20 protein-coding genes are annotated in these 22,321 nt (G+C 70.4%); 7 read left to right on the top strand and 13 right to left on the bottom strand.

Annotated elements, in window-relative coordinates:
- Positions 1-120 precede the first annotated feature (120 nt).
- Positions 121-792: an endonuclease NucS gene (gene nucS / locus ACWFRU_RS22550; RefSeq protein ID WP_363209304.1), complete on the bottom strand. Its 672-nt coding sequence runs from the start codon at positions 790-792 to the stop codon at positions 121-123.
- Between the two features lie 212 nt (positions 793-1,004).
- Here nucS and ACWFRU_RS22545 point away from each other — a divergent pair, with 212 nt between their 5' ends.
- Positions 1,005-1,397, top strand: a complete 393-nt coding sequence (locus ACWFRU_RS22545) for an SCO5389 family protein (RefSeq protein WP_361049961.1) — start codon at positions 1,005-1,007, stop codon at positions 1,395-1,397.
- A gap of 70 nt (positions 1,398-1,467) precedes the next feature.
- Here ACWFRU_RS22545 and ACWFRU_RS22540 read toward each other — a convergent pair whose 3' ends face one another.
- Positions 1,468-2,520, bottom strand: coding sequence for an LLM class flavin-dependent oxidoreductase (locus ACWFRU_RS22540; protein WP_453689609.1), 1,053 nt, complete (start codon positions 2,518-2,520; stop codon positions 1,468-1,470).
- 211 nt (positions 2,521-2,731) lie between these two features.
- On the opposite strand from ACWFRU_RS22540, the gene ACWFRU_RS22535 reads away from it, so the two are divergent.
- Complete coding sequence (locus ACWFRU_RS22535; RefSeq protein ID WP_453449915.1) at positions 2,732-3,064, top strand: ATP/GTP-binding protein; 333 nt, start codon at positions 2,732-2,734, stop codon at positions 3,062-3,064.
- Between the two features lie 24 nt (positions 3,065-3,088).
- Here the strand turns inward: ACWFRU_RS22535 and ACWFRU_RS22530 are convergent, their stop codons facing one another.
- The 3 genes from ACWFRU_RS22530 to ACWFRU_RS22520 all read right to left on the bottom strand — a co-directional run bounded on the left by ACWFRU_RS22530 (position 3,089) and on the right by ACWFRU_RS22520 (position 6,231).
- Complete coding sequence (locus tag ACWFRU_RS22530) at positions 3,089-3,925, bottom strand: ABC transporter permease (protein WP_453689981.1); 837 nt, start codon at positions 3,923-3,925, stop codon at positions 3,089-3,091.
- Between the two features lie 107 nt (positions 3,926-4,032).
- On the bottom strand, positions 4,033-5,232 hold the full coding sequence (locus ACWFRU_RS22525) for an ABC transporter ATP-binding protein (protein ID WP_453689607.1): 1,200 nt from the start codon (positions 5,230-5,232) through the stop codon (positions 4,033-4,035).
- A gap of 111 nt (positions 5,233-5,343) precedes the next feature.
- Positions 5,344-6,231 carry a hypothetical protein gene (locus tag ACWFRU_RS22520; RefSeq protein ID WP_453689605.1) on the bottom strand — a complete coding sequence of 296 codons (888 nt, stop codon included), beginning with the start codon at positions 6,229-6,231 and terminating at the stop codon, positions 5,344-5,346.
- A 277-nt stretch (positions 6,232-6,508) separates the two neighbouring features.
- Here ACWFRU_RS22520 and ACWFRU_RS22515 point away from each other — a divergent pair, with 277 nt between their 5' ends.
- Positions 6,509-7,381, top strand: coding sequence for a hypothetical protein (locus ACWFRU_RS22515; RefSeq protein WP_453689603.1), 873 nt, complete (start codon positions 6,509-6,511; stop codon positions 7,379-7,381).
- Here ACWFRU_RS22515 and ACWFRU_RS22510 read toward each other — a convergent pair.
- The 5 genes from ACWFRU_RS22510 to mce all read right to left on the bottom strand — a co-directional run bounded on the left by ACWFRU_RS22510 (position 7,362) and on the right by mce (position 14,911).
- Entirely contained in the window at positions 7,362-8,132 is a 771-nt protein-coding gene (locus ACWFRU_RS22510) for an ABC transporter permease (RefSeq protein WP_453689601.1), read from the bottom strand. The genes ACWFRU_RS22515 and ACWFRU_RS22510 overlap by 20 nt on opposite strands.
- 3 nt (positions 8,133-8,135) lie before the next feature.
- Positions 8,136-9,128, bottom strand: coding sequence for an ABC transporter ATP-binding protein (locus ACWFRU_RS22505; RefSeq protein ID WP_453689599.1), 993 nt, complete (start codon positions 9,126-9,128; stop codon positions 8,136-8,138).
- Positions 9,129-9,203: 75 nt separating this feature from the next.
- Positions 9,204-10,139 (bottom strand): coiled-coil domain-containing protein, encoded by a 936-nt coding sequence (locus ACWFRU_RS22500; RefSeq protein WP_190081912.1) that lies wholly within the window; start codon positions 10,137-10,139, stop codon positions 9,204-9,206.
- A 182-nt stretch (positions 10,140-10,321) separates the two neighbouring features.
- Positions 10,322-14,239, bottom strand: coding sequence for a polarized growth protein Scy (gene scy, locus ACWFRU_RS22495; protein ID WP_453689597.1), 3,918 nt, complete (start codon positions 14,237-14,239; stop codon positions 10,322-10,324).
- 231 nt (positions 14,240-14,470) lie between these two features.
- Complete coding sequence (gene mce, locus ACWFRU_RS22490; RefSeq protein WP_453689595.1) at positions 14,471-14,911, bottom strand: methylmalonyl-CoA epimerase; 441 nt, start codon at positions 14,909-14,911, stop codon at positions 14,471-14,473.
- 136 nt (positions 14,912-15,047) lie between these two features.
- On the opposite strand from mce, the gene ACWFRU_RS22485 reads away from it, so the two are divergent.
- Both ACWFRU_RS22485 and meaB read left to right on the top strand, forming a co-directional pair.
- Complete coding sequence (locus tag ACWFRU_RS22485) at positions 15,048-16,250, top strand: acetyl-CoA C-acetyltransferase (RefSeq protein ID WP_453689593.1); 1,203 nt, start codon at positions 15,048-15,050, stop codon at positions 16,248-16,250.
- Positions 16,251-16,311: 61 nt separating this feature from the next.
- Positions 16,312-17,268, top strand: a complete 957-nt coding sequence (gene meaB / locus ACWFRU_RS22480; protein WP_365820605.1) for a methylmalonyl Co-A mutase-associated GTPase MeaB — start codon at positions 16,312-16,314, stop codon at positions 17,266-17,268.
- A gap of 161 nt (positions 17,269-17,429) precedes the next feature.
- On the opposite strand, the gene ACWFRU_RS22475 is transcribed toward meaB, so the two are convergent.
- Both ACWFRU_RS22475 and ACWFRU_RS22470 read right to left on the bottom strand, forming a co-directional pair.
- Positions 17,430-18,131 carry a PepSY domain-containing protein gene (locus ACWFRU_RS22475; protein ID WP_453689591.1) on the bottom strand — a complete coding sequence of 234 codons (702 nt, stop codon included), beginning with the start codon at positions 18,129-18,131 and terminating at the stop codon, positions 17,430-17,432.
- 112 nt (positions 18,132-18,243) lie between these two features.
- Positions 18,244-19,491 (bottom strand): RNA-guided endonuclease InsQ/TnpB family protein, encoded by a 1,248-nt coding sequence (locus ACWFRU_RS22470; protein WP_453689589.1) that lies wholly within the window; start codon positions 19,489-19,491, stop codon positions 18,244-18,246.
- Between the two features lie 182 nt (positions 19,492-19,673).
- On the opposite strand from ACWFRU_RS22470, the gene ACWFRU_RS22465 reads away from it, so the two are divergent.
- Together ACWFRU_RS22465 and ACWFRU_RS22460 are read left to right on the top strand one after the other, a co-directional pair.
- Positions 19,674-20,351 (top strand): response regulator transcription factor, encoded by a 678-nt coding sequence (locus ACWFRU_RS22465; RefSeq protein WP_453689587.1) that lies wholly within the window; start codon positions 19,674-19,676, stop codon positions 20,349-20,351.
- The gene (locus tag ACWFRU_RS22460; RefSeq protein ID WP_453689585.1) at positions 20,348-21,781 is read left to right on the top strand and encodes an ATP-binding protein; all 1,434 of its coding nucleotides are present in this window, start codon (positions 20,348-20,350) and stop codon (positions 21,779-21,781) included. The genes ACWFRU_RS22465 and ACWFRU_RS22460 overlap by 4 nt, the downstream gene beginning before the upstream one ends.
- 3 nt (positions 21,782-21,784) lie before the next feature.
- On the opposite strand, the gene ACWFRU_RS22455 is transcribed toward ACWFRU_RS22460, so the two are convergent.
- A complete protein-coding gene (locus ACWFRU_RS22455) occupies positions 21,785-22,261 on the bottom strand; it encodes a MarR family winged helix-turn-helix transcriptional regulator (protein ID WP_363209318.1) in 477 nt (158 codons plus the stop codon).
- Positions 22,262-22,321 lie beyond the last annotated feature (60 nt).

The raw sequence follows: 22,321 nt of genomic DNA, 5'->3' as shown, positions 1-22,321 counted from the left end.
GACCCCAGAGAGCCCACCCGGCTTCTACCAACTCACACGGAAACCAAGTCTTACGACGTTGTACGATGTGGGGGCCGGAACAACCAGCCCCCGGCCCCCTCTTCGTACGTACAAGAACTCCTAGAACAACCGCAGCTTGTCGTCCTCGATGCCGCGCATCGCGTTGTAGTCCAGGACGGCGCAGCCGATGCCGCGGTCCGTGGCGAGCACGCGGGCCTGCGGCTTGATCTCCTGGGCGGCGAAGATGCCCTTGACGGGAGCCAGGTGCGGGTCGCGGTTCAACAGCTCCAGATAACGGGTGAGTTGCTCGACGCCGTCGATCTCGCCGCGTCGCTTGATCTCGACGGCGACGGTCTGCCCGTCGGCGTCGCGGCACAGGATGTCCACCGGGCCGATCGCCGTCATGTACTCGCGCCGGATCAGTGAATAGCCCTCACCGAGCGTCTCGATCCGGTCGGCGAGCAGCTCCTGAAGGTGTGCTTCCACGCCGTCCTTGATGAGGCCGGGATCGACGCCCAGTTCGTGCGAGGAATCGTGCAGGATCTCTTCCATCGTGATGATGAGCTTCTCGCCCGCCTTGTTCACGACGGTCCACACGCCCGCGTCGTCCCCCGACCCCTCCTTCAAGGTGCAGGGCGGGGACATCCAGTTGAGAGGTTTGTAGGCCCGGTCGTCCGCGTGGATCGAGACACTGCCGTCCGCCTTCACAAGGATCAGGCGGGGGGCCGACGGGAGATGGGCTGTGAGCCTGCCCGCGTAATCCACGGAGCATCGGGCAATGACGAGACGCATGGGGCGCAACGCTACTCGACCCCAGGTGGTCCGCGCGATTCCTCCGGCGATGGCCCTGTTCGATCCTGGCCGGTTATGTTCCCAATCTCCTGGTGCAGCGCGGGTCCGGTGCTTACCGTATAAGCAGGAGGTCGCCGTGCATGCACGCTGCGTGCACGGGCTCCTGCCCTGTCCGGAAGCCCCCGCTCCCCGGGGGTGCGAGAGGAGAACCCATGTCGCTCGACGTCTCACCGGCACTGTTGGAACAGGCCGAGCGAGGCGAGGTCGATGAAGCGGAATTCGTCGACTGCGTCCGGACCTCCCTGCCTTACGCATGGGAGATGATCAGCTCCCTGGTGGCCCAGCTGAAGGTTGACGGCGGCGAGTTCGCCGACAACCAGACGCCGCCGCCGAGTGAGCAGGCACGCGGACAGCTCCTGCGGGCGCTGGCGAGTGACGCGATTCGCGGCGCTCTGCAGCGCCACTTCGGAGTGCGTCTCGCATTCCAGAACTGCCACCGTGTGGCGGTTTTCCCGTTGGATGCATCCGTGGACGACAGGCTCGCCCGGTTCACCTCGATCCGGGGCCAGCTGCTCAACCAGTCGCCCGAACTGCGGGACTGCTGAGGCCTTTTGCTGCCGCTCCGTACGCGGGAGGTGTTCTGGTACAGGAGCGGCAGCTCCCCGCCCCGGCGGCTCAGCCGAGCTGGGGCAGCACTTCGGTCCCCAGCCTGCGGACGTTCTCCTCCGTCGTCGCCAGATCGCCCGAGCCCTCGACGAGCAGCGCGAAGCGGGTGATCCCCGTGCGCTCCGAGGTCGCCGCGATCCGGTCGGCGCACAGCTGCGGGGTCCCCACCGGATGCAGGCCGCAGAGCAGCTCCGTGTACGCGAGCGGGTCTCGCATGGCCCGCGCCCGGCCGTCGATCGTGACGTGCGCGTCGAGCCCCTGCCTGAGCCACCCCGGCATCGCCTTCTGCAGCGTCTCCGCCGCGTCCAGGCGCCGGTCCGCGATCTGCGCGACCCCGGCGGAGACGTGCGCGGCCCTCAGGACCTCATCCGGCGTGCGCCCCGAGGCGCGCGCGTGCCGCTGCCACAACGCCACCATTTCGGCCTTCTCCTCGTCGCCGACGTGCATGCCGAGCAGCATCGGCAGACCGCGTTCCGCGGCGAGCCGCACGCTGGCCGGCGAGGTGCAGGCGACGATCACCTCGGGTCCGCCGGGCGACTCCCCGGCCTCCTCGTCCGAGCCGCTCAGCGCCTCCTGGGGCCGTGGCACCACGGCGACCTCGCGGAACGGGAAACGGTCCGCGTCGCTCGCGACCCGGGGCTCGGTCAGCCACCGCAGCAGCAGGTCGAGCGACTCCGGGAAGCCCTTCTCGTACGCCTCGAGGCCGGACCCGAAGACCTCCAGGTCCACCCATGGTCCGCCGCGCCCCACGCCCAGCGAGAAGCGCCCGCCGGACGTCAGGTGCAGCAGGGCCGCCTGCTCGCCCAGGGCGACGGGATGAACCGTCGGCAGGACGCTCACGGCGGTGCCGACCCGGATGCGCCGCGTACGCCCGAGAAGGAGCGCGGCCAGGGTCACGGCGGACGGACACGTGCCGTACGGCACGAAGTGGTGCTCGGCGAGCCAGACCGAGTCGAGGCCCGCCTCCTCGGCCACCTCGGCGGACCGCACCGCACGGTGCAGCGCCTCCCCCTGTCCCTGTCCCGGGAACTGGGCGGCCAGAACAAAACTACCTACACGCATCGCACTCCTGCCTCCTTGGCGCCGACGCAGGCACTCCCCCTACGGGCAACAACGCATGACACGTGCCAAAGGCACGGCTTGGCATGAAGATTGACGGATTTTCTGCGAAATGCAGGGGGGATCTGTGGGGGTTGGTCCATGACGACTACCCGGGTCCGCGCCGCGTAGGCTGGACTCACCCCTGGCCCCCGTACATCCCGTGAGGTGTCCCGTGTCCCCGCGTCGCAACCGCCCGAAGGGCGCCGGAGAAGACAGTCCGCGCATGGACGGGGAAACGACGGGCCGCTACGGCGGCTTCCAGTCCACCGAGAGCTGGCGGGGCGAGCAGTGGAGCCTGCGGCACGTCGCGGGGGCGAGCGCGGCCGGCAAGACCTACCGCTGCCCCGGCTGCGACCAGGAGATCCCCTCCGGGCTCGCGCATGTGGTGGCCTGGCCCGAGCACTCCGGTGTCGACGAGCGCAGGCACTGGCACAAGGCCTGCTGGAACGCGAAGGACCGCCGCACCACGCGGGTGCAGCGGTCCCGTAACGCGCCCAGGTACTGAGTCCCCGGGGGAGACCCCGGGCGACTACACGTCGCGCTTCTCCAGGAGCGCGAAGGCGCCGGCGATCGCGGCCGCCGTCACGCCGAGGAGCAGCAGGAGCTGCGAGGTGCCGCCGCTCTCGCCGTCCATCTCGAAGATCTTGGCGAGCGAGTTGATGGCGTTGTAGTCCAGCATCTTCTCGCCGAGCGGGCGCGTGCCCTCGGAGATCATCAGGAACACGGGCAGGATCGCGGGGACCAGGACCACGCCGAGCATCGCGGTGATCGCACCCGCGGAGTGGCGCAGCATCGATCCGGCGGCGAGTGCGAGGACGCCCAGGAGCGAGACGTAGAGCCCGCCCTTGAGGACCGTGCCCGCCCAGGCGACGTCGCCCGCCTCGGGGCCGCTGTGCATCCCCGACGTCATCAGGCCCACCAGGAGGACGGAGCCCGCCGAGACGACGAAGGCGATCACGAAGAAGATCATGATCTTGGCGGTGAGCACGCGATAGCGCTGCGGCGACGCCGTGAACGTCGTACGGATCATGCCCGTGCCGTACTCGGACGACGTCACCAGGACGCCGAGCGTGATCAGGCAGATCTGGCCGAGCACCAGGCCGAAGAAGGCCGGGATGGTGAACGGCACGTCCGCGTAGTCCCGGTCCTCGGTCTGCCCGGCCACCAGCAGGCCGATGCCGACGACCAGGAGGAAGAAGACGCCCAGGGTCCACATCGTCGAGCGGACGGACTTGATCTTCGTCCACTCGGAGGCCAGGGCGTTGCCGAGGTGGGTCTTCTTGACCGGGATCGGCGAGGTGTAGGCGTTGTTCATCGCCTGCTGCCAGGCGGAGGGCGGCGCGGGGGCGGCCGGCGGGGGAGCCATCGGGGCGCCTTGCGGCACGGGGGCACCGGCCTGTGCGTAGGCCTGCTGGGGGGCTTGCTGAGGTGCCTGCTGGGGCTGCGCCTGCGGCTGCGGAGTCGGAGGCGTGGTCATCGGGGGTCCTCGCTGTCGCGCTTGGTCATGTCAGGGGCGGGAGCAGGGGCGGGGGCGGGCGCCGGCGCCTGCGGGGCGGCGGTCGCGTACGGGTTCGGGGTGCCCTGCGGAGCGCCGGGCGCGCCCGGGGGCATTCCCTGGGGCATCGCGAAGGGCTGGCCGCCCTGCTGGGGCGGCGGCGGCGCGTACCACCCGGGCTGGCCCTGGCCGGGCACCGGCATCTGCTGCGGCGGCATCGCGCCCGGCGGCAGCTGCTGCTGGAGGCCCGCGCGCTGGTCGACGGTCGAGCGGTAGTCGACGGCGCCCTGCGTCATCCGCATGTACGCCTCTTCCAGCGAGGCCTGGTGCGGGGAGAGCTCCCACACGCGGACGTCCGCGTCGTGCGCGAGGTCGCTGATGCGGGGGAGCGGAAGACCGGTCACGCGCAGCGCGCCGTCCTGCTCGGGCATGACCTGGCCGCCGGCCTCGCTCAGCGCGGCGGACAGCTTCTCGCGCTGCTGCACATCGCCTTCCGGCGTCCGCACGCGGGCGAAGTCCGCGGAGTTGTGCGAGATGAAGTCCTTGACGCTCATGTCCGCGAGGAGCTGCCCGCGGCCGATCACGATCAGGTGCTCGGCGGTCAGCGCCATCTCGCTCATGAGGTGCGAGGAGACGAAGACCGTACGGCCCTCGGCGGCGAGGGACTTCATCAGGTTCCTCACCCAGAGGATGCCCTCGGGGTCGAGGCCGTTGACCGGCTCGTCGAAGAGAAGCACCTGCGGGTCGCCGAGCAGCGCGGCGGCGATGCCGAGACGCTGCCCCATGCCGAGCGAGAAGCCCTTGGAGCGCTTCTTCGCCACCTCCTGGAGGCCCACGACGCCGAGCACCTCGTCGACCCGGCGGGCCGGGATGCCGGAGAGCTGCGCGAGACACAGGAGATGATTGCGGGCGTGCCGCCCGCCGTGCACCGCCTTGGCGTCGAGCAGCGCGCCGACCTGGCGGGGGGCGTTGGGGAGCTTGCGGTACGGGTAGCCGCCGATCGTCACCTGGCCCGTGGTGGGTTGGTCGAGCCCGAGGATCATGCGCATGGTCGTCGACTTGCCGGAGCCGTTCGGGCCCAGGAAGCCGGTGACCGTGCCGGGTCGCACCTGAAAGGAAAGGTTGTACACGGCTGTCTTGGCGCCGTAGCGCTTCGTCAGGCCGACTGCCTCGATCATTCTCCGCACCCATCGAATGGTTCAGGACGTCGGGGCACACGCCCCCGTAAGGGTTAGGAGGGTATCCGAGCGTTGACGGTTCCGGCCAAGAGTGCGTAAAGGGCTCAGGCGTCACGGAGCCGACGGCAGGGAACCCGCCAGCGGGGGCAGCTCGTCGTACACGCGCAGCCGGTTCGACTCGTCGACGTACGGCAGGAAGTCGGTCTGCGGCAGCACCCAGCCCTCGTCGCCGAAGACGCGCGTGCCCAGCTCGCGCAGCCGGGGCGTGGAGCCCGCCGCCGCGACCCAGCTCGCCGGATCGGGGCCGAGCAGTTCCCTCAGGCGGGGCGAATCCTTCAGGAGCGCGGCGAGCAGCTCCGCCTGGTCGCCGCCGCCCGGCCGCGGGCGCTCGGTCGCCGGGTCGGCGAGGACGCCGTGCGCGCTGAAGTAGATGTACGCGCCGCCGAGGCGCTCACCGGACGGCATCGTCATCTCGAAGTCGTCGCCCGGCAGTATGGCCCTGCGGTAGTCCGGGAACTCCGTGTCGTCGACCGCCTTGAGCTGCGTGGCGTCCAGCCACGTCACCACCAGCGGCGTCTCGGCCTCCCGGTCCACGTACGGGGTGCCCGCGACATAGCCCGCCGGACTGATGTGCCCGGAGCAGCCCACCGCGATGCCGCGTACCCGGACCGGCACCATGGGCACGGCGGCGGGGATGCCGAGCCGGGTCAGCTTGTACGCGACCTGCCCGGGGGACGCGTTCGACCCCACGGCGATCACCGGGTGGCGGCGGCCGGTGACGGCCTGGCCCCGGTCCAGGAGCGCCTCGTCGAGGCGGCGCCGCACCGGCTCCTCCACGTACCACTCGCCGAGCCGGCCGGTCCGCACGTCGAGCCGGAGCAGCTCGCCGCCGTTGAGCAGCGACGGGGCGGGGGTGGGGCGGCCGGGGTAGGTCAGTGGCTCTCTGGCCGGTACGCCGTCGAGACCCAGCGACTCCAGGCTTCGGTCCTCAGTCCTCACGATGGCGCCCTTCGGGGATGGTCAACGCGGTGCGGGGACAGCCTTCCACGGGAACAAGTACCCGCGCCGCCGCTTCACCGCTCCTCGGCCGGCGGGTTAACCCCGGCGGGTTGCGGGAAAGAAGCCAGTCCACCGTGGGGGACCGGGCGAAGTCCGGTGCGGGGGAGGGGAGTTGAGGTCCTTGGTGAGATGGCCTCGCAGGGGTGGCGCGCACCCGCGGTATCGGACGTCTGCGCGAGGATGGATCGCGGGCCGGTCCGTCCACGCTCTGCTGCTCATGACACTGACCGTGCTCGCCGGGGTCTCCGCCGTGATCGCCGTGCTGTGGACGGTGGCCGAGGACTCGCCGCGCTCGCTGAGCGAGCGGTTCGGTGATCAGGAGAGGCTGTTCGACCTCGCGCTGTCCGCGCTGCGCGCGTGCGTCGGCACGGACAACCTCGATCCCCAGGCGGGGAGCACCGCGCAGCAGCTCATGGCGACCACGGCCTCGGTGATCGGGGCGCTCGCGCCCGCCGTGCTCCTCGGTTTCGTACTGATCAAGATGTTCTCGCTGCGGCCGTTCGTCTGGCGGCGCCGGGCGTCCATCTCGCACGCGTGGACCGCCGACTTCCCCGGGTACCGGCGCACCCACGCGCAGAGCGACGACGCGATCATCGCGATCCGGTTCTACAACCGCTTCGACAATCTCTCCGTCGTCGACCTGCACGCCCGCGCCCACCTCCGCTACCTCGAACGCTCGCCGCACGACGGCAGCCTCGTCATCTACAAGAAGTGGCTCAGGGTGCTGGACGAGAAGGGCGAACCGGCCGAGGAGCGCTGCTGGCTCGCCGTCGAGCGGGGTGCTCCGTTCACCGTGTGGATCCCGGTCGACGCTCCGGTGCCGCGGCTGCCGTTCACCCGCATCCAGGGCAAGGACCTGTCGCAGTCGGCCGGTGTGGAGCTGATGGTGCGGCTGACCGCGCGGACCGTGGGCCTGGGGACGGAGGTCGCGGACGAGCGGTGGTTCAAGGTCGGGCCCGAGGACTTCGAGCTGGGCCGCTTCGTGCCGCTCGAACCGGATCTGCAGCGTGAGGTGTGGGAGTGGGACGGCTGGCGCGGCTTCGACGAACTGCTGCCCCCGGACGAGGGCGCTACGCGTCCCGCTTCTTGAGCAGCACATAGCCGCCGAGCAGCGCCACCACCACCCACACCACCATGATCGCGAGCCCGCCCCAGGGGCCGTACGGGGTGTCGTCGTCCAGGGGCGACTTCACCTGCATGATCTTGCTTCCCGCCTGGTCGGGGAGGAAGCGGCCGATCTTCTTCGTCGCCGAGACGTTGCCCAGGATGCTGGAGATGAGGAAGAAGAACGGCATCAGGATGCCGAGGGACAGCATCGGGCTGCGCAGCATCGTCGCGACGCCCATCGAGAACATCGCGATGAGCGTCATGTAGAGCCCGCCGCCGATCACCGCGCGCAGCACGCCGGGGTCGCCGATCAGCGCCTTGTGCTCGCCGAGCATCGCCTGGCCCACGAAGAACGCGATGAAGCTGGTGACCAGGCCCACCACCAGACAGAGCAGGGTGGCGACCGCGACCTTGCTCGCCATGAAGGTGGCGCGCTGCGGGACCGCGGAGAGCGAGGTGCGGATCATGCCGGTGCTGTACTCGTTCGACACGACGAGGACACCGAAGACGATCATCGCGAGCTGGCCGAGGCTCATGCCCGCGAAGCTGGTGAACGTCGGGTCGAAGACCCGGCGGTCCTGGGCGTTGAGGCTGTCGTAGTCGTTCTTCGCCAGGATGCTGATCAGCAGGCCGAGCCCGACCGTGACGACCAGCGCGAGACCCAGCGTCCACACGGTCGACGAGACCGAGCGGATCTTGGTCCACTCCGACTTCAGTACCTGCGTCGCGGCCATCGCTCAGGCCCCCCTCTTCGGCTGATGCCAGCTCTCGCCCCAGCCCGCGGCCCGCGCGGGAGGAGGCGGTGCGGCGCCGGGGCCCGCATGGTCGGCGTGCGCGTGGTACTCCACGGACTCCGCGGTGAGCTGCATGAACGCCTCTTCGAGCGAGGCCCGCTGAGGGCTCAGTTCATGGAGGACGAGCTGATGGCGGGCGGCGAGTTCACCCAGGTCCTCGGCGGGGGTGCCGTCCACCTCAAGGGTGCCGTTGCCCGCCTCTACGGCGGTGACGCCCTCCTGGTGCAGCACGTCGAGGAGGCGCTCGCGCTGCGGGGAGCGCAGCCGGACGTAACTGCGTGAGTTCTGCTGGATGAAGTCCGCCATGGAGGTGTCCGCGAGCAGCCGTCCCTGTCCGATGACGACCAGATGGTCGGCGGTCAGCGCCATCTCGCTCATCAGGTGCGAGGAGACGAAGACCGTGCGGCCCTGCGAGGCCAGGGACTTCATCAGGTTGCGGATCCAGTGGATGCCCTCGGGGTCGAGCCCGTTGACCGGCTCGTCGAACATCAGGATCTCGGGGTCGCCGAGCAACGCGCCCGCGATGCCGAGCCGCTGCCCCATGCCGAGCGAGAAGCCCTTGGCCTTCTTCCTGGCGACCTGCGTCAGGCCCACGGTGTCCAGGACCTCATGGACGCGGGCGCGCGGGATGCCGTTGCTCTGGGCGAGGCACAGGAGGTGGTTGAAGGCGCTGCGCCCGCCGTGCATGGCCTTGGCGTCGAGCAGGGCGCCGATGTACTTGAGCGGGTCCTTCAGCTGCGCGTACCGCTTGCCGTCGATCCGCGCCGCGCCCGCCGTGGGGTTGTCGAGCCCGAGCATCATCCGCATGGTCGTGGACTTGCCGGCGCCGTTGGGCCCGAGGAAGCCGGTGACGATGCCCGGATGCACGGTGAAGGTGAGGTTGTTGACGGCCAGCTTCTCGCCGTACCGCTTGGTCAGCCCCTCGAGCTCGATCATGCGGCCACGCTAGAACGACACGGGGCCCCCTGCCACCGGAGCGGCAGGGGGCCCCGTGAGGGGTGTCCCGACGGTCTATCGCGTCTGCTGGGCAGGCACCCCGCGGGAGACCGGCTCGTCCTCGGCAGGCGACCCGGCGGCGGCCACAGCCGCACCCGTGAGCGTCGCCAGCATCTCGCGCACATTGGTGAGCTGCGCGTTGATGGAGTCCCGACGGTTCGTCAGGGCCGCGAGCTCGCGCTCGGACTCGGAGCGAATCCGGTCCGCCTTGGCGTTCGCGTCCGCGACGATGTCCTCGGCCTGACGCTGAGCGGTCTCCACCGTCTGACGGGCGCGGCGCTCGGCGTCCGTGCGGAGCTTCTCGGCCTCCAGGCGGAGCTGCTCGGCGCGGTGCTCGATCTCCGCGAGACGCTTCTCGGCCTTGGCCTGACGCGAGGCCAGGTCACGCTCCGACTGCTCGCGGCGCTTGGCGAGGTTCGTCTCGAAGTCGGCCGCGGCCTGGGCGGCCTTGGCGCGGGTCTCCTCGAAGAGGGCGTCCGCCTCCTCGCGCTTCTGCTGCGCGTCCTTCTGCGCCTCGCTGCGCAGCGCGCCCGCCTCGCCCTTGGCCTTCTCGACGATCCGGACGCCCTCGTCCTCCGCCTTGGCCTTGCGCTCGGCCGCGAACGACTCGGCGTCGTTGCGCACCTGCTGGGCCGCCGACTCGGCGAGCTCGCGGTGCTGCTCGGCTGCGCGACGAGCCTCCTCGCGCAGGTCCTTCGCCTCCTCCTCGGCGAGGCGGAGGATCTTCTCGACACGCGCGCCGAGGCCCGCGTACGACGGTTCGGCGTCGGCTACCTGCGCCTGCGCGTTCTGCGTCTCGAGGTGCAGCTCCTCAATGCGCTTTTCCAGAGCAGTGATACGAGCAAGAGCGCTGTCACGGTCGGAGACGAGCTTGGAGATACGTTCGTCCACCTGAGCGCGGTCGTACCCACGCCGCACAAGCTCGAAGCCGTAGGGGGAAGTGTCGCTCATGGGGTTCCTGTCGAATGAGACCGGTGAGGTGATAGGGGGAATCCTAGGGGTCCAAGCGGCGTGTCATCGAGCAGATGCCCGTTTGATCTGGAGAATGACACCCCTTTTGAGTGGCTAACCGCCGGAGCACTTGCCAGCGACAGTGCCGAAGGTCCTTACAAAGCACGCGAGAAGTTCTTTGGCTAGCCCTCAGACGGCTTGCCACCCGATCGAGTTGAGCCCGCCGCCGCACCGGCCTTGACGCCACCGTCCTTCGGACCGGGGACCGAGGGGGCCTCAAATGATTCCAACGCCTCCAATACGTCCTGGACACGGGAAATCTCGGCGTTGATGTCCTCGCGGCGCCGGACGAGAACCTCAAGCTCGCGTTTACCCTCGTCAACCGTACGCTCCGCCTCGGCCTGCGCCTCCGCCTTGACCCGCTCGGCGTCGCGCACCAGTTCGGCGACCTTCGTCTCGGCCTCCTTGAGCAGCGCCTCGGCCCGCTTCACGGCCGAGATACGGACCTTGCCGGCCTCGGAACTCGCGTCCGACACCAGCTCCTTGGCCTTGGCCTCGGCCTCGGCGAGCTGCTCCTCCGCGGCCTTCACCAGCGCGTCACAGCGCTCACCGGCGGTCTTCATCGCCTCCGCGGACTCGCGGCGCGCACGCTCGTGCAGCTCCTCGATCTCCGCGGTGAGGCGGTCGCGCTGCTCCTCGGAACGCTCCCTTATGGCCGTCGCGTCCCTGCGGGCGCCGATGAGCAGCTCGTCCGCGTCCGTACGGGCCTTCTCCACCAGGGAGTTGCCCTCGACCCTCGCCTCGGCGACAAGCCGGTCGGCCTCCGTGCGGGCGGCGCCGACCATCGTGTCGGCCTGCGCCTCCGCGTCCGTGGTGGCCTTGAGCGCCTTCTCCTGGGCGTCGCTCGTCAGCTTCTCGGCCTCGGCCGCGGCCTCCGTGATGAGGGTGTCGACCTGCTCGGCCGCCTCGGAACGGCGCTTGTTCGCCGCCTGGCGCGCCTCGTCCAGCGTGCGTTCGGCCTCGTCCCGCGCCTGCGAGGTGAGCCGCTCGGCCTCGGCCGCCGCCTCCGCCTTGACGCGCTCGGCCTCGGACCGGATGCGCTCGGCGTGCTGCTGGGCGGAGCCGACCGTCTCGGCCGCGTCCGCGCGCAGCCGCTCGGCGTCGCCCGTCGCGTCCGAGATGAGCTTCTCGGCCTTGGCCACCGACTCCGCGCGCACCCGCTCGGCCTCGGCGCTCGTCTCGGCCTTGAGGCGCTCGGCCTCCGCGACCGTGTCCGCCTTGAGGCGCTCGGCCTCCGCGATCGTCTCGTTCTGCAGGCGCTCCGCCTCGCTGCGCGCCTCGCCGATCAGCTGGTCGGCCTGGCTCGCGGCGTCGCTGCGGATGCGGTTGGCGTCCTCGCGGGCGTCGGCACGGGTGCGGGACGCGTCCTGCTCGGCCGACGCGATCGCGTCCGAGGCCTCCGTACGCGAACGCTGGGCGTACTCCGAGGCGTCCGAACGCAGCCGCTCGGCCTCCGCGATCGCCTCCGAAACCGTGCGCTCGGCCAGCGACTTGGCGGCCTCGGCCTCCTCGCTCGCCTCGCGACGGGCACGGGCGGCGTCCTCGGAGGCACGCTCCCGCTCGGCGTACGCGTCGGAGCGGACACGGTCCGCCTCCTCCTGCGCCTCGGTCCGGGTGCGCTCCGCCGCGTGCTCGGCGGCGCTGCGCAGACCCGCGATCTCCTCCTGCGCCGCCTCCTGGAGGCCCGCCACGGAGTCCCGTACGGACTGGGCGGTCTGCTCGGCGCTGGTGACCATCTCGGTCGCCCGGCGGTCGGCTTCCTCGACGAGGCGGACGGCCTCGGCCTGAGCCTCCTCGACGCGGTTGCGGGCGGAGGCGAGGAGTTCCTCGCTCTGCTCGCGGGCCCGCTCGCGCTCCTGGTCGGCCTCTCCGCGCGCGGAGCTGAGGGTCTCCTCGGCCTCCCGGCGGCGCCTGGCGGCCTCCTCCTGGGCGGCGGCCAGCGCCTCGGCGGCCTCCGCGCCCACGCGCTCGGCGGCGGCTGCGGCCTCCGAACGGAGCCGGTCGGCCGACTCCTGGGCCTCGGTCTTGAGGCGCTCGGCCTCGGCGGCGGCATCGGAACGCAGCCGCACGGCCACGTTCTCGCCCTCGGCGCGTGCCTGCGAGGCGTCGGCGGCGGCCTCGGTGCGCAGCCGCTCGGCCTCGGTCTCGGCCTGCGACTGCAGGGCGCGGATGCGCTCGGCGGACTCCGAGCGGAGGCGGTCCGTCTCGTCCGCGGCTTCCTTGCGGATGCGCTCGGCCTCGGCACGGGCGTCGGTGAGTGCCTGCTCGGCGGAGGCCAGACGCTCCTCGGCCTCCGTGTGCAGGCGCCTCAGCTCGTCGGCGGCCTCCGCCTGACGTGCCGCTATCGCCCGCTCGGTCTCCTCGCGCAGGGCCCGCGCGGCTTCCTCGGCCTCGGACTTCGTGGCCTCGGCCTGCTCGACGGCCTCCTCGCGGTGCCGCTCGGCCTCCGCGCGGGTGCGCTCCAGCGTCTCCTCGGCCTGCTTGCGCAGGCTCGTGGCGCGCTCGATGGCCTCGGTGCGGACCCGCTCGCTCTCGGTGGTCGCGGCCGACTTCAGCTCTTCCGCGTCGGCCTTCGCCTTGGCGAGCAGCTCCTCGGCGGACTTGGCCGCCTCCTCGATCTGCTGGACGGCCTCGCGCCGGGCCTCGCCCCGGATCCGCTCGCCCTCGGTGACCGCGTCGGCCCGCAGCTGCTCGGCCTCGCCGCGCAGCCTGCGCGCCTCCTCCTGCAGCTCGACGGTCTTGGCGCGGTACTCCTTGGTGTCGTCCTTCGCCGTGCCCTTGAGCCCCTCGGCGATGTCGTGCGCCTCGGCGCGCAGCCGGTCCGCCTCGGCCTCGGCCTCGCTGCGGATCCGCTCGGCCTCCTCGGTGGCGGCCTTCGTCGTGTCCTTGGCGTCCTTGGAAGCCTTCTCCAGTACTTCCTCCGCCGTACGGGCCGCCTTGGCGAGCTGGCCCGCGGTCTCCTCGGCGGTGATCGTGCGCGCCTTCTCGGCGGCGTCCTTGATCAGCTTCTCGGCCTCGGCACGCGCGTCGGCGACGAGCTGCTCGGCCTCGGCCTTGGTGGCCTCGGCTTCCTTGGTGGCCTCGCCGACGAGCCGCGCGACCTGCTCCTTGGCCGTACGCGTGCGCTGTTCGTTGGCACCCTCGGCGGCCGAGAGCTGCTTGGACGCCAGCTCCTTGGCCTCGGCCAGGACCTTGTCGGCCTCGGCGCGCGCCTCGCGCAGCGCCGTCTCGGCCTCCGCCATGCGCTGCTCGGCGGCCCGGCTCGCCTCGGTGGCCTGCCGGCGCGCCTGCTCGGACTCGGTGGCCGTGGACGAACGGAGCTGCTCCGCGTGGTCGGTGGCCTCCTGCGCCTGCGTCGACGCCGCGTTCAGGAGCCGCTCGGCGTCCGAGCGGGCCCGGCGCAGGATCGCCTCGGCCTCGGCACGGGCCGACTCGGCGTCGCTCGCCATGCGCTGGCGGGCATCTTCGGCCACGCGCTCGGCCTCGGCGCGGGCGGCGGCCAGGGCCTGGTCGGCCTCGGCGCGCGACTCGTCGAGCAGGCGGCGCGCCTGCTGCTCGGTGCGGGCCCGCAGCTGCTCGGCCCACGCCACGTTCTCGTTGACGTGCGACTCGACGGTCTGACGGCGCTCGGACAGCTCCTGGTCGAGCTGCTGACGGCGTGACACCGCCTCGGAGTGCAGCTCGGACTGGAGCCTGGCCTGCTGCTCGGCGTGCTCCTGGAGGATCCGCTGGGTCTGCGCACGGGCGTCGCGCAGCTCCCGCTCGGCGTCCTGGCGCAGCTGGTCGGCCTGGATCTGGGCATTACGGAGCAGCTGCTCGGCCTGGTAGCCGATGTCCGCGCCGTCATAGGCAGGGCGGGACGCGAGGTTGCGGCGCGCCTCGTGCAGCTTGGCGCGCAACACCTCGACCTGATAGCCGAGGTCTTCGGCGTGCTGAACAGCCTTCTCTCGCTCGGTCTTCAGCCGGTCCATCTCGGCCTCGAACCGCGAAAGATGGTCCGTCTCAGCCCGCGAGCTCTCTTGGCGTTCGTAGCCCCGCACTGCGCGGTCCCATCCGTCCCCTGGTCGCAAGTCTCTTCTTACGAGCCCTGTCCATCCGCCGAACGGGGCCCACGGGGAATGGTGTCAGATCAACAGCAGAGCATGGGCTGCTGCCCTGACGCTCGTCCCCCGAAACCCGGACCCCGGCAAGCGGCCGCCCAGCGTACGGACGACCGGCCGCCCAAACTTCGGACGGCCGCCCCCAACCCTACCGGCCCAAGTATGCGGAGGTCAGTGCTCCGGTGACTCCTGAGCTGCCGAGGTGACGAGTTCGGTCAGTACGCCGTGGCAGTCCTTGGGGTGCAGGAAGGTGATGCGGGAGCCCATGGAACCGATCCGGGGCTCCTGGTAAAGGACGCGTACGCCCTTCTCCTTGATGGCCGCGGCGTCGCCGTCCACGTCCGCGGTGCCGAAGGCGATGTGGTGCACGCCCTCACCATTCTTGGCCAGCCATTTGCCCACGGCGGAGTCGTCGCGGGTGGGTTCGAGGAGTTGCAGGTAGGAGGCGCCGCCGTCACTCGTCTCATTGATCTTGAGCATGGCCTCGCGTACGCCCTGCTCTTCGTTGACCTCGGTGTGGAACACCGTGAAGCCATATGTCTCCCGGTAGAACTCGACGGTCGTGTCGAGGTCGAAACAGGCGATCCCGATGTGATCGATTCGCGTCAGCATGTTTTCAGTGCAGCCCTTCCGGCGGTGATTACGCAACGTGCGCGCGATCACACCGAACGCCCGATGACGCGCGGCGTACCGCTCAGTACATTCAAGTAAACCCTCATTAACTCCTCCTCCCAAGGGGCCGTGGCACATGTCTGGAACGACCGGTACCACCTCAGTGATCGTCGCGGGCGCGCGCACGCCCATGGGCCGCCTGCTCGGCTCCCTCAAGTCCTTCTCCGGCGCCGACCTGGGCGGTTTCGCGATCAAGGCCGCGCTCGACCGGGCCGGCATCGGCGGCGACCAGGTGCAGTACGTGATCATGGGGCAGGTGCTCACGGCCGGGGCAGGGCAGATCCCGGCGCGTCAGGCCGCCGTCAAGGCGGGCATCCCCATGAACGTCCCGGCACTCACCGTCAACAAGGTGTGCCTCTCCGGGCTCGACGCGATCGCGCTCGCCGACCAGCTCATCCGCGCGGGCGAGTTCGACGTCGTCGTCGCCGGCGGCCAGGAGTCGATGACGAACGCGCCGCACCTCCTGCCGAAGTCCCGCGAGGGCTACAAGTACGGCGCCATCGAGATGCTCGACTCCATGGCGTACGACGGCCTGACCGACTCCTTCGAGAACATCGCCATGGGCGAGTCGACGGAGAAGCACAACACCCGCCTGGGCATCGCGCGCCCCGAGCAGGACGAGATCGCCGCCGCCTCCCACCAGCGCGCGGCCGCCGCCCAGAAGAACGGCACCTTCGAGGCCGAGATCACCCCGGTCGAGATCCCGCAGCGCAAGGGCGACCCGGTCCTGTTCTCCAAGGACGAGGGCATCCGCGCCGAGACGACCGCCGAGTCGCTCGGCAAGCTGCGCCCCGCCTTCACCAAGGACGGCACGATCACGGCGGGCACCTCCTCGCAGATCTCCGACGGCGCCGCCGCGGTCGTGGTGATGTCGAAGGCCAAGGCCGAGGAGCTCGGCCTCGACTGGATCGCGGAGATCGGCGCCCACGGCAACGTGGCGGGCCCGGACAACTCGCTCCAGTCGCAGCCCTCGAACGCCATCCGGCACGCCCTGAAGAAGGAGGGCCTGGACGTCGCCGACCTCGACCTGATCGAGATCAACGAGGCGTTCGCCGCGGTCGCGGTGCAGTCAATGAAGGACCTCGGGGTGTCCTCGGAAAAGGTGAACGTCAACGGCGGTGCCATCGCCCTGGGCCACCCGATCGGCATGTCGGGGGCACGTGTCGTCCTGCACCTCGCCCTCGAGCTGAAGCGGCGGGGCGGCGGCGTGGGTGCCGCGGCGCTCTGCGGTGGCGGCGGACAGGGTGACGCGCTGATCGTGAAGGTGGCGAAGGCCTGACGCGTTTCGCGCGTGCAAGCCTTCCCCGTCTCGCAAACGTCTTGGAACGGAGCTGTCTGACATGCAGGACGTCCCCTCCCTGGTGGCGCAGGCCCGCGAGGGCAGGCCACGGGCCGTGGCCCGGCTGATCTCACTGGTCGAGGGGGCGTCGCCGCAGCTCCGCGAGGTCATGGCGGCGCTGGCTCCGCTGGCGGGACACGCGTACGTGGTGGGCCTCACCGGATCTCCCGGTGTCGGCAAGTCGACTTCGACGTCGGCGCTGGTGTCGGCGTACCGGCGGGCGGGCAAGCGGGTCGGCGTCCTCGCCGTCGACCCCTCGTCGCCCTTCTCCGGGGGCGCGCTGCTCGGCGACCGGGTCCGGATGTCGGAGCACGCGTCCGACCCCGGGGTCTACATCCGCTCGATGGCCACCCGCGGCCATCTGGGCGGCCTCGCGTGGTCGGCGCCCCAGGCGATCCGCGTCCTGGACGCCGCGGGCTGCGACGTGATCCTGGTCGAGACGGTCGGCGTCGGCCAGTCCGAGGTGGAGATCGCCTCGCAGGCGGACACCTCGGTGGTGCTGCTCGCCCCCGGGATGGGGGACGGCATCCAGGCGGCGAAGGCCGGAATCCTGGAGATCGGTGACGTGTACGTCGTCAACAAGGCGGACCGGGACGGCGCGGACGCGACCGCGCGCGAGCTGAACCACATGCTGGGGCTCGGGGAGTCCCGCGGCGCGGGGGACTGGCGCCCGCCCATCGTGAAGACGGTGGCCGCGCGGGGCGAGGGGATCGACGAGGTCGTCGAGGCCCTGGAGAAGCACCGGGCGTGGATGGAGGAGCGGGGCGTCCTCGCGGAGCGCAGGGCCGCGCGGGCGGCACGCGAGGTGGAGACCATCGCGGTCACGGCTTTGCGTGAGCGAATCGCCGATCTGCACGGGGACGCGAGGCTGTCGGCGCTGGCCGAGCGGATCGTGGCCGGGGAGCTGTCCCCGTACGCGGCGGCGGATGAGCTGGTCGAGAGCTTGACCTCGGGCTGAGGCGGGGCCTCTGGTGCGCGGCGGGTGTGCGGATCTGCTGCTTCCGGTGGCCCTGCGGCCGTACGGGCCGTCGCCAGACGAGACCCGCACCCACGACACGAACCGCCCCGCAGGGAAATCCCTGCGGGGCGGCGCGCTGTCATGCGGGGACGGGGGAGTTATCAGTCGTCCGAGTCGCTGTCGTTGTCGTCAGCGTCGTCGGAGTCATTGTCATCGTTGGCGTCAGACTTGTCGGCCGTCACCTTGCCCGACTGCAGGTCGACCTTCCAGTCGGCCCCCGCACCCTTGGCACCGGAGGTCTCCGCCTCCCAGGCACCCGCCGTGCCGTCGTCGTCCAGGTCCACGGACGTGACCGTGCCCTTGGCGGCGGCGGCCTTCGCCGCGTCCTCCGCCGAGGTGGACGCACCCTTCAGGGCGGCGGCCACGCGCTTCGCGTCGCCGTCCTCGTCCTGCTCGGTGTGCGAGCCGAGCACCTTGCCGGTGCCGGGGTCGATCTGGACGCTGTGCCACGTGCTGTTCTTGCCGAGCACGTCGACGTCCCAGACCAGACCGCCGTTGTCCTCGTCGTCCAGCTCCGCGGAGACCGCCGTACCGGACTGGCTCGCGAGGGCCGCCTTGATCGCGTCGGCGGCGGTCACCTTGGCCGCCTTCGCCTCGGCGCTGTTCTCCTTGGCGTCGTCCTGGTCGTCGTACCGGTCGTCGTCACGGTCGTTGTCGTCCCGGTCGTGGTCCTTCAGCTGAACGCTGGACTTCTTGGCGGCTGCCGACGACTCGTCGTCGCCGGTGGTGGCGAGCGCTGTCGCGGTGCCGCCCCCGACCAGGGCGAGAGCTGCGACGGTGGCGATGACGATGTTGCGCTTCATGAGGGGTTCCTCCCGAGTCGTTGGCTGTGCGGCCGGTGGGCCGCTGCCGTTCGCTTTCGACACGGACCAATCTGCCTGAGCGTCCCTGAAGGGAACCTGAAGCCAGCGTCAACTACCCATCGCTAAAGCAACGGGCTTGCACAGCGGGCGCCACTGGGTGTGGTGCTGCGCTTGCGTCTTGTCCCACGCCCGGGTTCGGGGGTGGGTCTGGGGCGGTTGACTGCGCCCCGCGTCGCCACAACTCTTCCGCGCGAGCACGGATGTTGCGGGAGCTGTTCCGGTCTGCGTGATCAACGAATCCGCAGGACCGGCACGCGAACCAGGCTTGCGACACCCGGTTCGCTTTGTCTACGTGGCCGCATTCGGCGCAGGTCCGCGAGGTGTACGCCGGGTCGACGTGCACCACCGGTACCCCCGCTTTGCGGGCCTTGTATGCGATGAACGCTCCAAGCTGGGCGAAGCTCCAGCTCGAGTGGGTGGCCCGTTGGGGCTTGCGAAGCCGTACCCGTTCACGAATGCCGCCCAGGTCCTCCAGGGCGATTCCGCGACCGGTGCGTTCTGCCTCGACCACCACATGTTTCGCGATCTTGTGGTTGATGTCCTTGGCCCGTCGCGCTTCCTTGCGCCTGCGTTTCTTCAACCGGCGCTTGGCAGACGGGGTGTTCTTCTTCTGCAGCTTGGTGCGGAGGCCGCGTTCGCGCAGCCGTCCTCGGTTCAGGGCTCGGCCGGCCATGATCTTGCCGTCCGAGGTGGTCGCGATGTTCACAACCCCCAGATCGATACCGAGAAAGCTGTCAGGGGCAGTGTTCGGCTCGGCCTCGGGGACCTCGCAGGTGGCATTCAGAAACCACATGCCGTCTCTCACAATGAGGTCGGACTCGCCCTTGCGGAACAGGGCCAGGCGGGCCAGCTGCTCGGGGGACGCGGTGAATGCCACGCCCTTGAGCCGGCCGGCCAGGGCCCAGATCGACACCGTATGGTCCGGGATCTGCCAGGACAGCATCCGGTCGTCATACGGTTGAGCACCCTGAGGGCGGAAGGCGATCGGCTTCTCGGAGGCCTGCCGGTAGCGCCGGGACCGTGGCTTGCCCAGATTCCCAGCCTTCAGATTCGCCTTCAGCGTCGCGTACGCGTCACAGGTCTTCTTGATGACGTGCTGAGCAGCCTGTGCCCCCAGGCCCCATCGTTGCTTGATCTCTCCGTAGGTGTGTTCGCGCAGCGCGAAGTTCCGCTTCATGTCCTTGGCGAACGCCACATCGGACGCCCACGTGGCGGCCTCGTTGCAGGCATGCAGGGTCGCCTCAAGTGCCGCCGCCTGCTCGGGCGTCGGCAACAACTTGACCTGCGCGACCAGCTTCACAACACACGAACCTACATAGCCGCCCACACAAACAGACGACCTCCGTACAGGCGTACCCGATCCAGTGATCAGCCGCCCATGCGTTCGATATCTCCCGACTCGGCCGGGCTGGCCTGTGGGTGCTCGCCCTCCTGGCGGTTCTGCTGAAGAACTCTTCAGGTTGCTTCTGCCACCCTGAACGCATGCGCCTGTTGATCGTGGAAGACGAAAAGCGCCTCGCGCTGTCCCTGGCCAAGGGCCTGACGGCCGAGGGCTACGCCGTGGACGTCGTGCACGACGGCATCGACGGGCTGCACCGGGCGAGCGAGGGCACGTACGACCTGGTGATCCTCGACATCATGCTGCCCGGCATGAACGGCTACCGCGTCTGCTCGACCCTGCGCGCCGCGGGACACGACGTACCGATCCTGATGCTCACCGCGAAGGACGGGGAGTACGACGAGGCCGAAGGGCTCGACACGGGCGCCGACGACTACCTCACCAAGCCTTTCTCGTACGTCGTGCTCGTCGCCCGTGTGAAGGCGCTTCTGCGCCGCCGTGGCAACGGGGGGCCGTCCCCCGTCCACTCCATCGGCGACCTCAGGGTCGACACCGCAGCGCGCCGCGTCTTTCGCGGTGGCGGCGAGGGGGACGACGAAGTGACGCTCACCGCCAAGGAGTTCGCGGTCCTCGAACAGCTCGTGCTGCGGGTGGGCGAGGTGGTCTCCAAGGGCGACATCCTGGAGCACGTCTGGGACTTCGCCTACGAGGGGGACCCCAACATCGTCGAGGTCTACATCAGCGCGCTGCGGCGCAAGCTCGGCGCGCGGCTGATCAAGACGGTGCGCGGCGCCGGATACCGCCTGGAGGCCCCCCGATGACCAAGCGCTTCTTCAGTTCCGTACGGGCTCGCGCCACGATCGGCGCCAGCCTCGTGGTGGCCGTCGCGCTGGTCGCCGCCGGCGCCGCTGTCCTGCTCGCGCTGCGCGCGAACCTGACCGACCAGGCCGGTGGCCAGGCCGAGTCGGCGGCCCGCGGGGTGGCCTCGCGGCTCGCCGCGAACGAGCCGTACGACAGCCTGGACCTGGACGACGAGGACCATCCGGTCCAGGTCGTCGACGGCGACGGGAGGCTGGTCGCCGCCACCGAGGACCTTCAGCGCATCAGCGGTACGGGCGTGACCGCGGTCAAGCCCCGGTCGGCCGCCACGCCTCCCAAGGGCGACGACGATGACGACGACACGAGCCAGGGTGAGGCCCCCGAACTCGGGGAGGTCTCCGACGATGAACCGCGCCTCACCTCCGGCTCCGCCACCATCGACGGCGAGACGCAGGACTACCGCTTCGCCGCGGTCGAGGTGAACAGCGAGACGAAGGGCGAGCTGACCGTCCACGCGGGTGCCTCGCTCGCGGCCCGGGAGAGCGCGGTGTCCACGGCGTTGACGTCCATGCTCATCGGTTTCCCGCTGCTCCTGGCCGTCATCGCGCTGGTGACCTGGCTGGTGACGCGTCGTGCCCTGCGTCCGGTGGACGCGATCACCTCCGAGATGGCGGCGATCACCGCGTCGGAGGACCTCGCGCGCCGCGTGCCCGAGCCGGACACGCACGACGAGATCGCCCGTCTGGCCACGACCACGAACGAGACGCTCGCCGCGCTGCAGACCTCGGTGGAACGTCAGCGCCGCTTCGTGGCCGACGCCTCGCACGAGTTGCGCAGCCCCATCGCCTCCTTGCGGACACAGCTCGAAGTGGGCGCCGCCCACCCGGAGTTGCTCGATGTGGACGGTGCGGTCGAGGACACCGTACGACTTCAGGAACTGGCCGCCGACCTGCTTCTCTTGGCCCGCCTCGACGCGGGGGAGAAGCCGGGCGGCGGGCAGGTGGACCTGGCGGCCCTCGCCCGCGAGGAGCTCTCGCAGCGCACGCGGGACCGCGTCGACGTCCGCATGGATCTCAAGAACGTCGACGTCACCGGCTCCCGGAACCAGTTGGCGCGCGTGCTCAACAACCTGGTGAACAACGCGCAGCGCCACGCGCGCTCGCACGTCACGGTCACCACCCGCGCCGAGGGCACCTGGGCGGTCCTTGAGGTCTCCGACGACGGAGACGGCGTGCCGGAAGGCGAACGCGACCGGATCTTCGAGCGCTTCGTCCGCCTCGACGACGCCCGCACCAGGGATGACGGCGGGGCGGGTCTGGGCCTTGCCATCGCGCGCGACGTCGCCGCGCGGCACGGCGGGACCCTCACGGTCAAGGAGGCTCCCGGTGGGGGAGCGCTCTTCGAGCTCAGGGTCCCTGCCGCCATCCGGTGAGGGTCAGGGCTTGCCCCGCTGGGCGCGGAGGTGTTCCGCGATCGGGGTCAGGGCCTTGTGGAGTTCGCCGAGCGCCTCGGGTGAGATCAGGTCGACGAAGTGCTTGCGGACCGAGTCCACGTGGTGCGGGGCGACCCGCTGCATGGTCTCCATGCCCTCGTCCGTGAGGACGGTGTAGAGCCCGCGCCGGTCGGACTCGCAGTTCTCCCGGCGGACCAGGCCCGCGTTCTCCATGCGGGTGATCTGATGGGACAGGCGGCTCTTGGACTGCAGTGTGGCGGCCGCGAGATCGCTCATCCGCATCCGCTTCTCTTCGGACTCGGAGAGATGGACGAGGATGTCGTAGTCGTTCATGGTCAGGTTGAACGGCTGGAGGTCCTTCTCGAGCTGATAGGTCAGCATCCTGTTGACCTCTACGTGGGTGCGCCAGGCGCACTGTTCCTCGTTGGTCAGCCACTGCGGGGCCGTATCGGTCTCCATGGAATCGATTCTACCTAAGAAGTTGAAAGGTGAACGAATGTCGGTGTGTGACACGCGCCT

It is taken from the genome of Streptomyces sp. NPDC055099, assembly GCF_053607685.1.
Note: the sequence above shows the minus strand (reverse complement) of the source record. Positions and strands in the feature narration are given on the sequence as shown.

Excerpts from the sequence above, each read along its gene's own strand:
- ACWFRU_RS22530 (WP_453689981.1), bottom strand. The coding sequence starts at position 3,925 with ATGGCTCCCCCGCCGGCCGCCCCCGCGCCGCCCTCCGCCTGGCAGCAG.
- ACWFRU_RS22505 (WP_453689599.1), bottom strand. The coding sequence starts at position 9,128 with ATGATCGAGCTCGAGGGGCTGACCAAGCGGTACGGCGAGAAGCTGGCC.
- mce (WP_453689595.1), bottom strand. The coding sequence starts at position 14,911 with ATGCTGACGCGAATCGATCACATCGGGATCGCCTGTTTCGACCTCGAC.
- ACWFRU_RS22510 (WP_453689601.1), bottom strand. The coding sequence starts at position 8,132 with ATGGCCGCGACGCAGGTACTGAAGTCGGAGTGGACCAAGATCCGCTCG.
- ACWFRU_RS22540 (WP_453689609.1), bottom strand. The coding sequence starts at position 2,520 with ATGCGTGTAGGTAGTTTTGTTCTGGCCGCCCAGTTCCCGGGACAGGGA.
- ACWFRU_RS22500 (WP_190081912.1), bottom strand. The coding sequence starts at position 10,139 with ATGAGCGACACTTCCCCCTACGGCTTCGAGCTTGTGCGGCGTGGGTAC.
- ACWFRU_RS22475 (WP_453689591.1), bottom strand. The coding sequence starts at position 18,131 with ATGAAGCGCAACATCGTCATCGCCACCGTCGCAGCTCTCGCCCTGGTC.
- ACWFRU_RS22455 (WP_363209318.1), bottom strand. The coding sequence starts at position 22,261 with ATGGAGACCGATACGGCCCCGCAGTGGCTGACCAACGAGGAACAGTGC.
- nucS (WP_363209304.1), bottom strand. The coding sequence starts at position 792 with ATGCGTCTCGTCATTGCCCGATGCTCCGTGGATTACGCGGGCAGGCTC.
- ACWFRU_RS22515 (WP_453689603.1), top strand. The coding sequence starts at position 6,509 with ATGACACTGACCGTGCTCGCCGGGGTCTCCGCCGTGATCGCCGTGCTG.
- ACWFRU_RS22460 (WP_453689585.1), top strand. The coding sequence starts at position 20,348 with ATGACCAAGCGCTTCTTCAGTTCCGTACGGGCTCGCGCCACGATCGGC.
- meaB (WP_365820605.1), top strand. The coding sequence starts at position 16,312 with ATGCAGGACGTCCCCTCCCTGGTGGCGCAGGCCCGCGAGGGCAGGCCA.
- ACWFRU_RS22485 (WP_453689593.1), top strand. The coding sequence starts at position 15,048 with ATGTCTGGAACGACCGGTACCACCTCAGTGATCGTCGCGGGCGCGCGC.
- ACWFRU_RS22525 (WP_453689607.1), bottom strand. The coding sequence starts at position 5,232 with ATGATCGAGGCAGTCGGCCTGACGAAGCGCTACGGCGCCAAGACAGCC.
- ACWFRU_RS22545 (WP_361049961.1), top strand. The coding sequence starts at position 1,005 with ATGTCGCTCGACGTCTCACCGGCACTGTTGGAACAGGCCGAGCGAGGC.
- ACWFRU_RS22465 (WP_453689587.1), top strand. The coding sequence starts at position 19,674 with ATGCGCCTGTTGATCGTGGAAGACGAAAAGCGCCTCGCGCTGTCCCTG.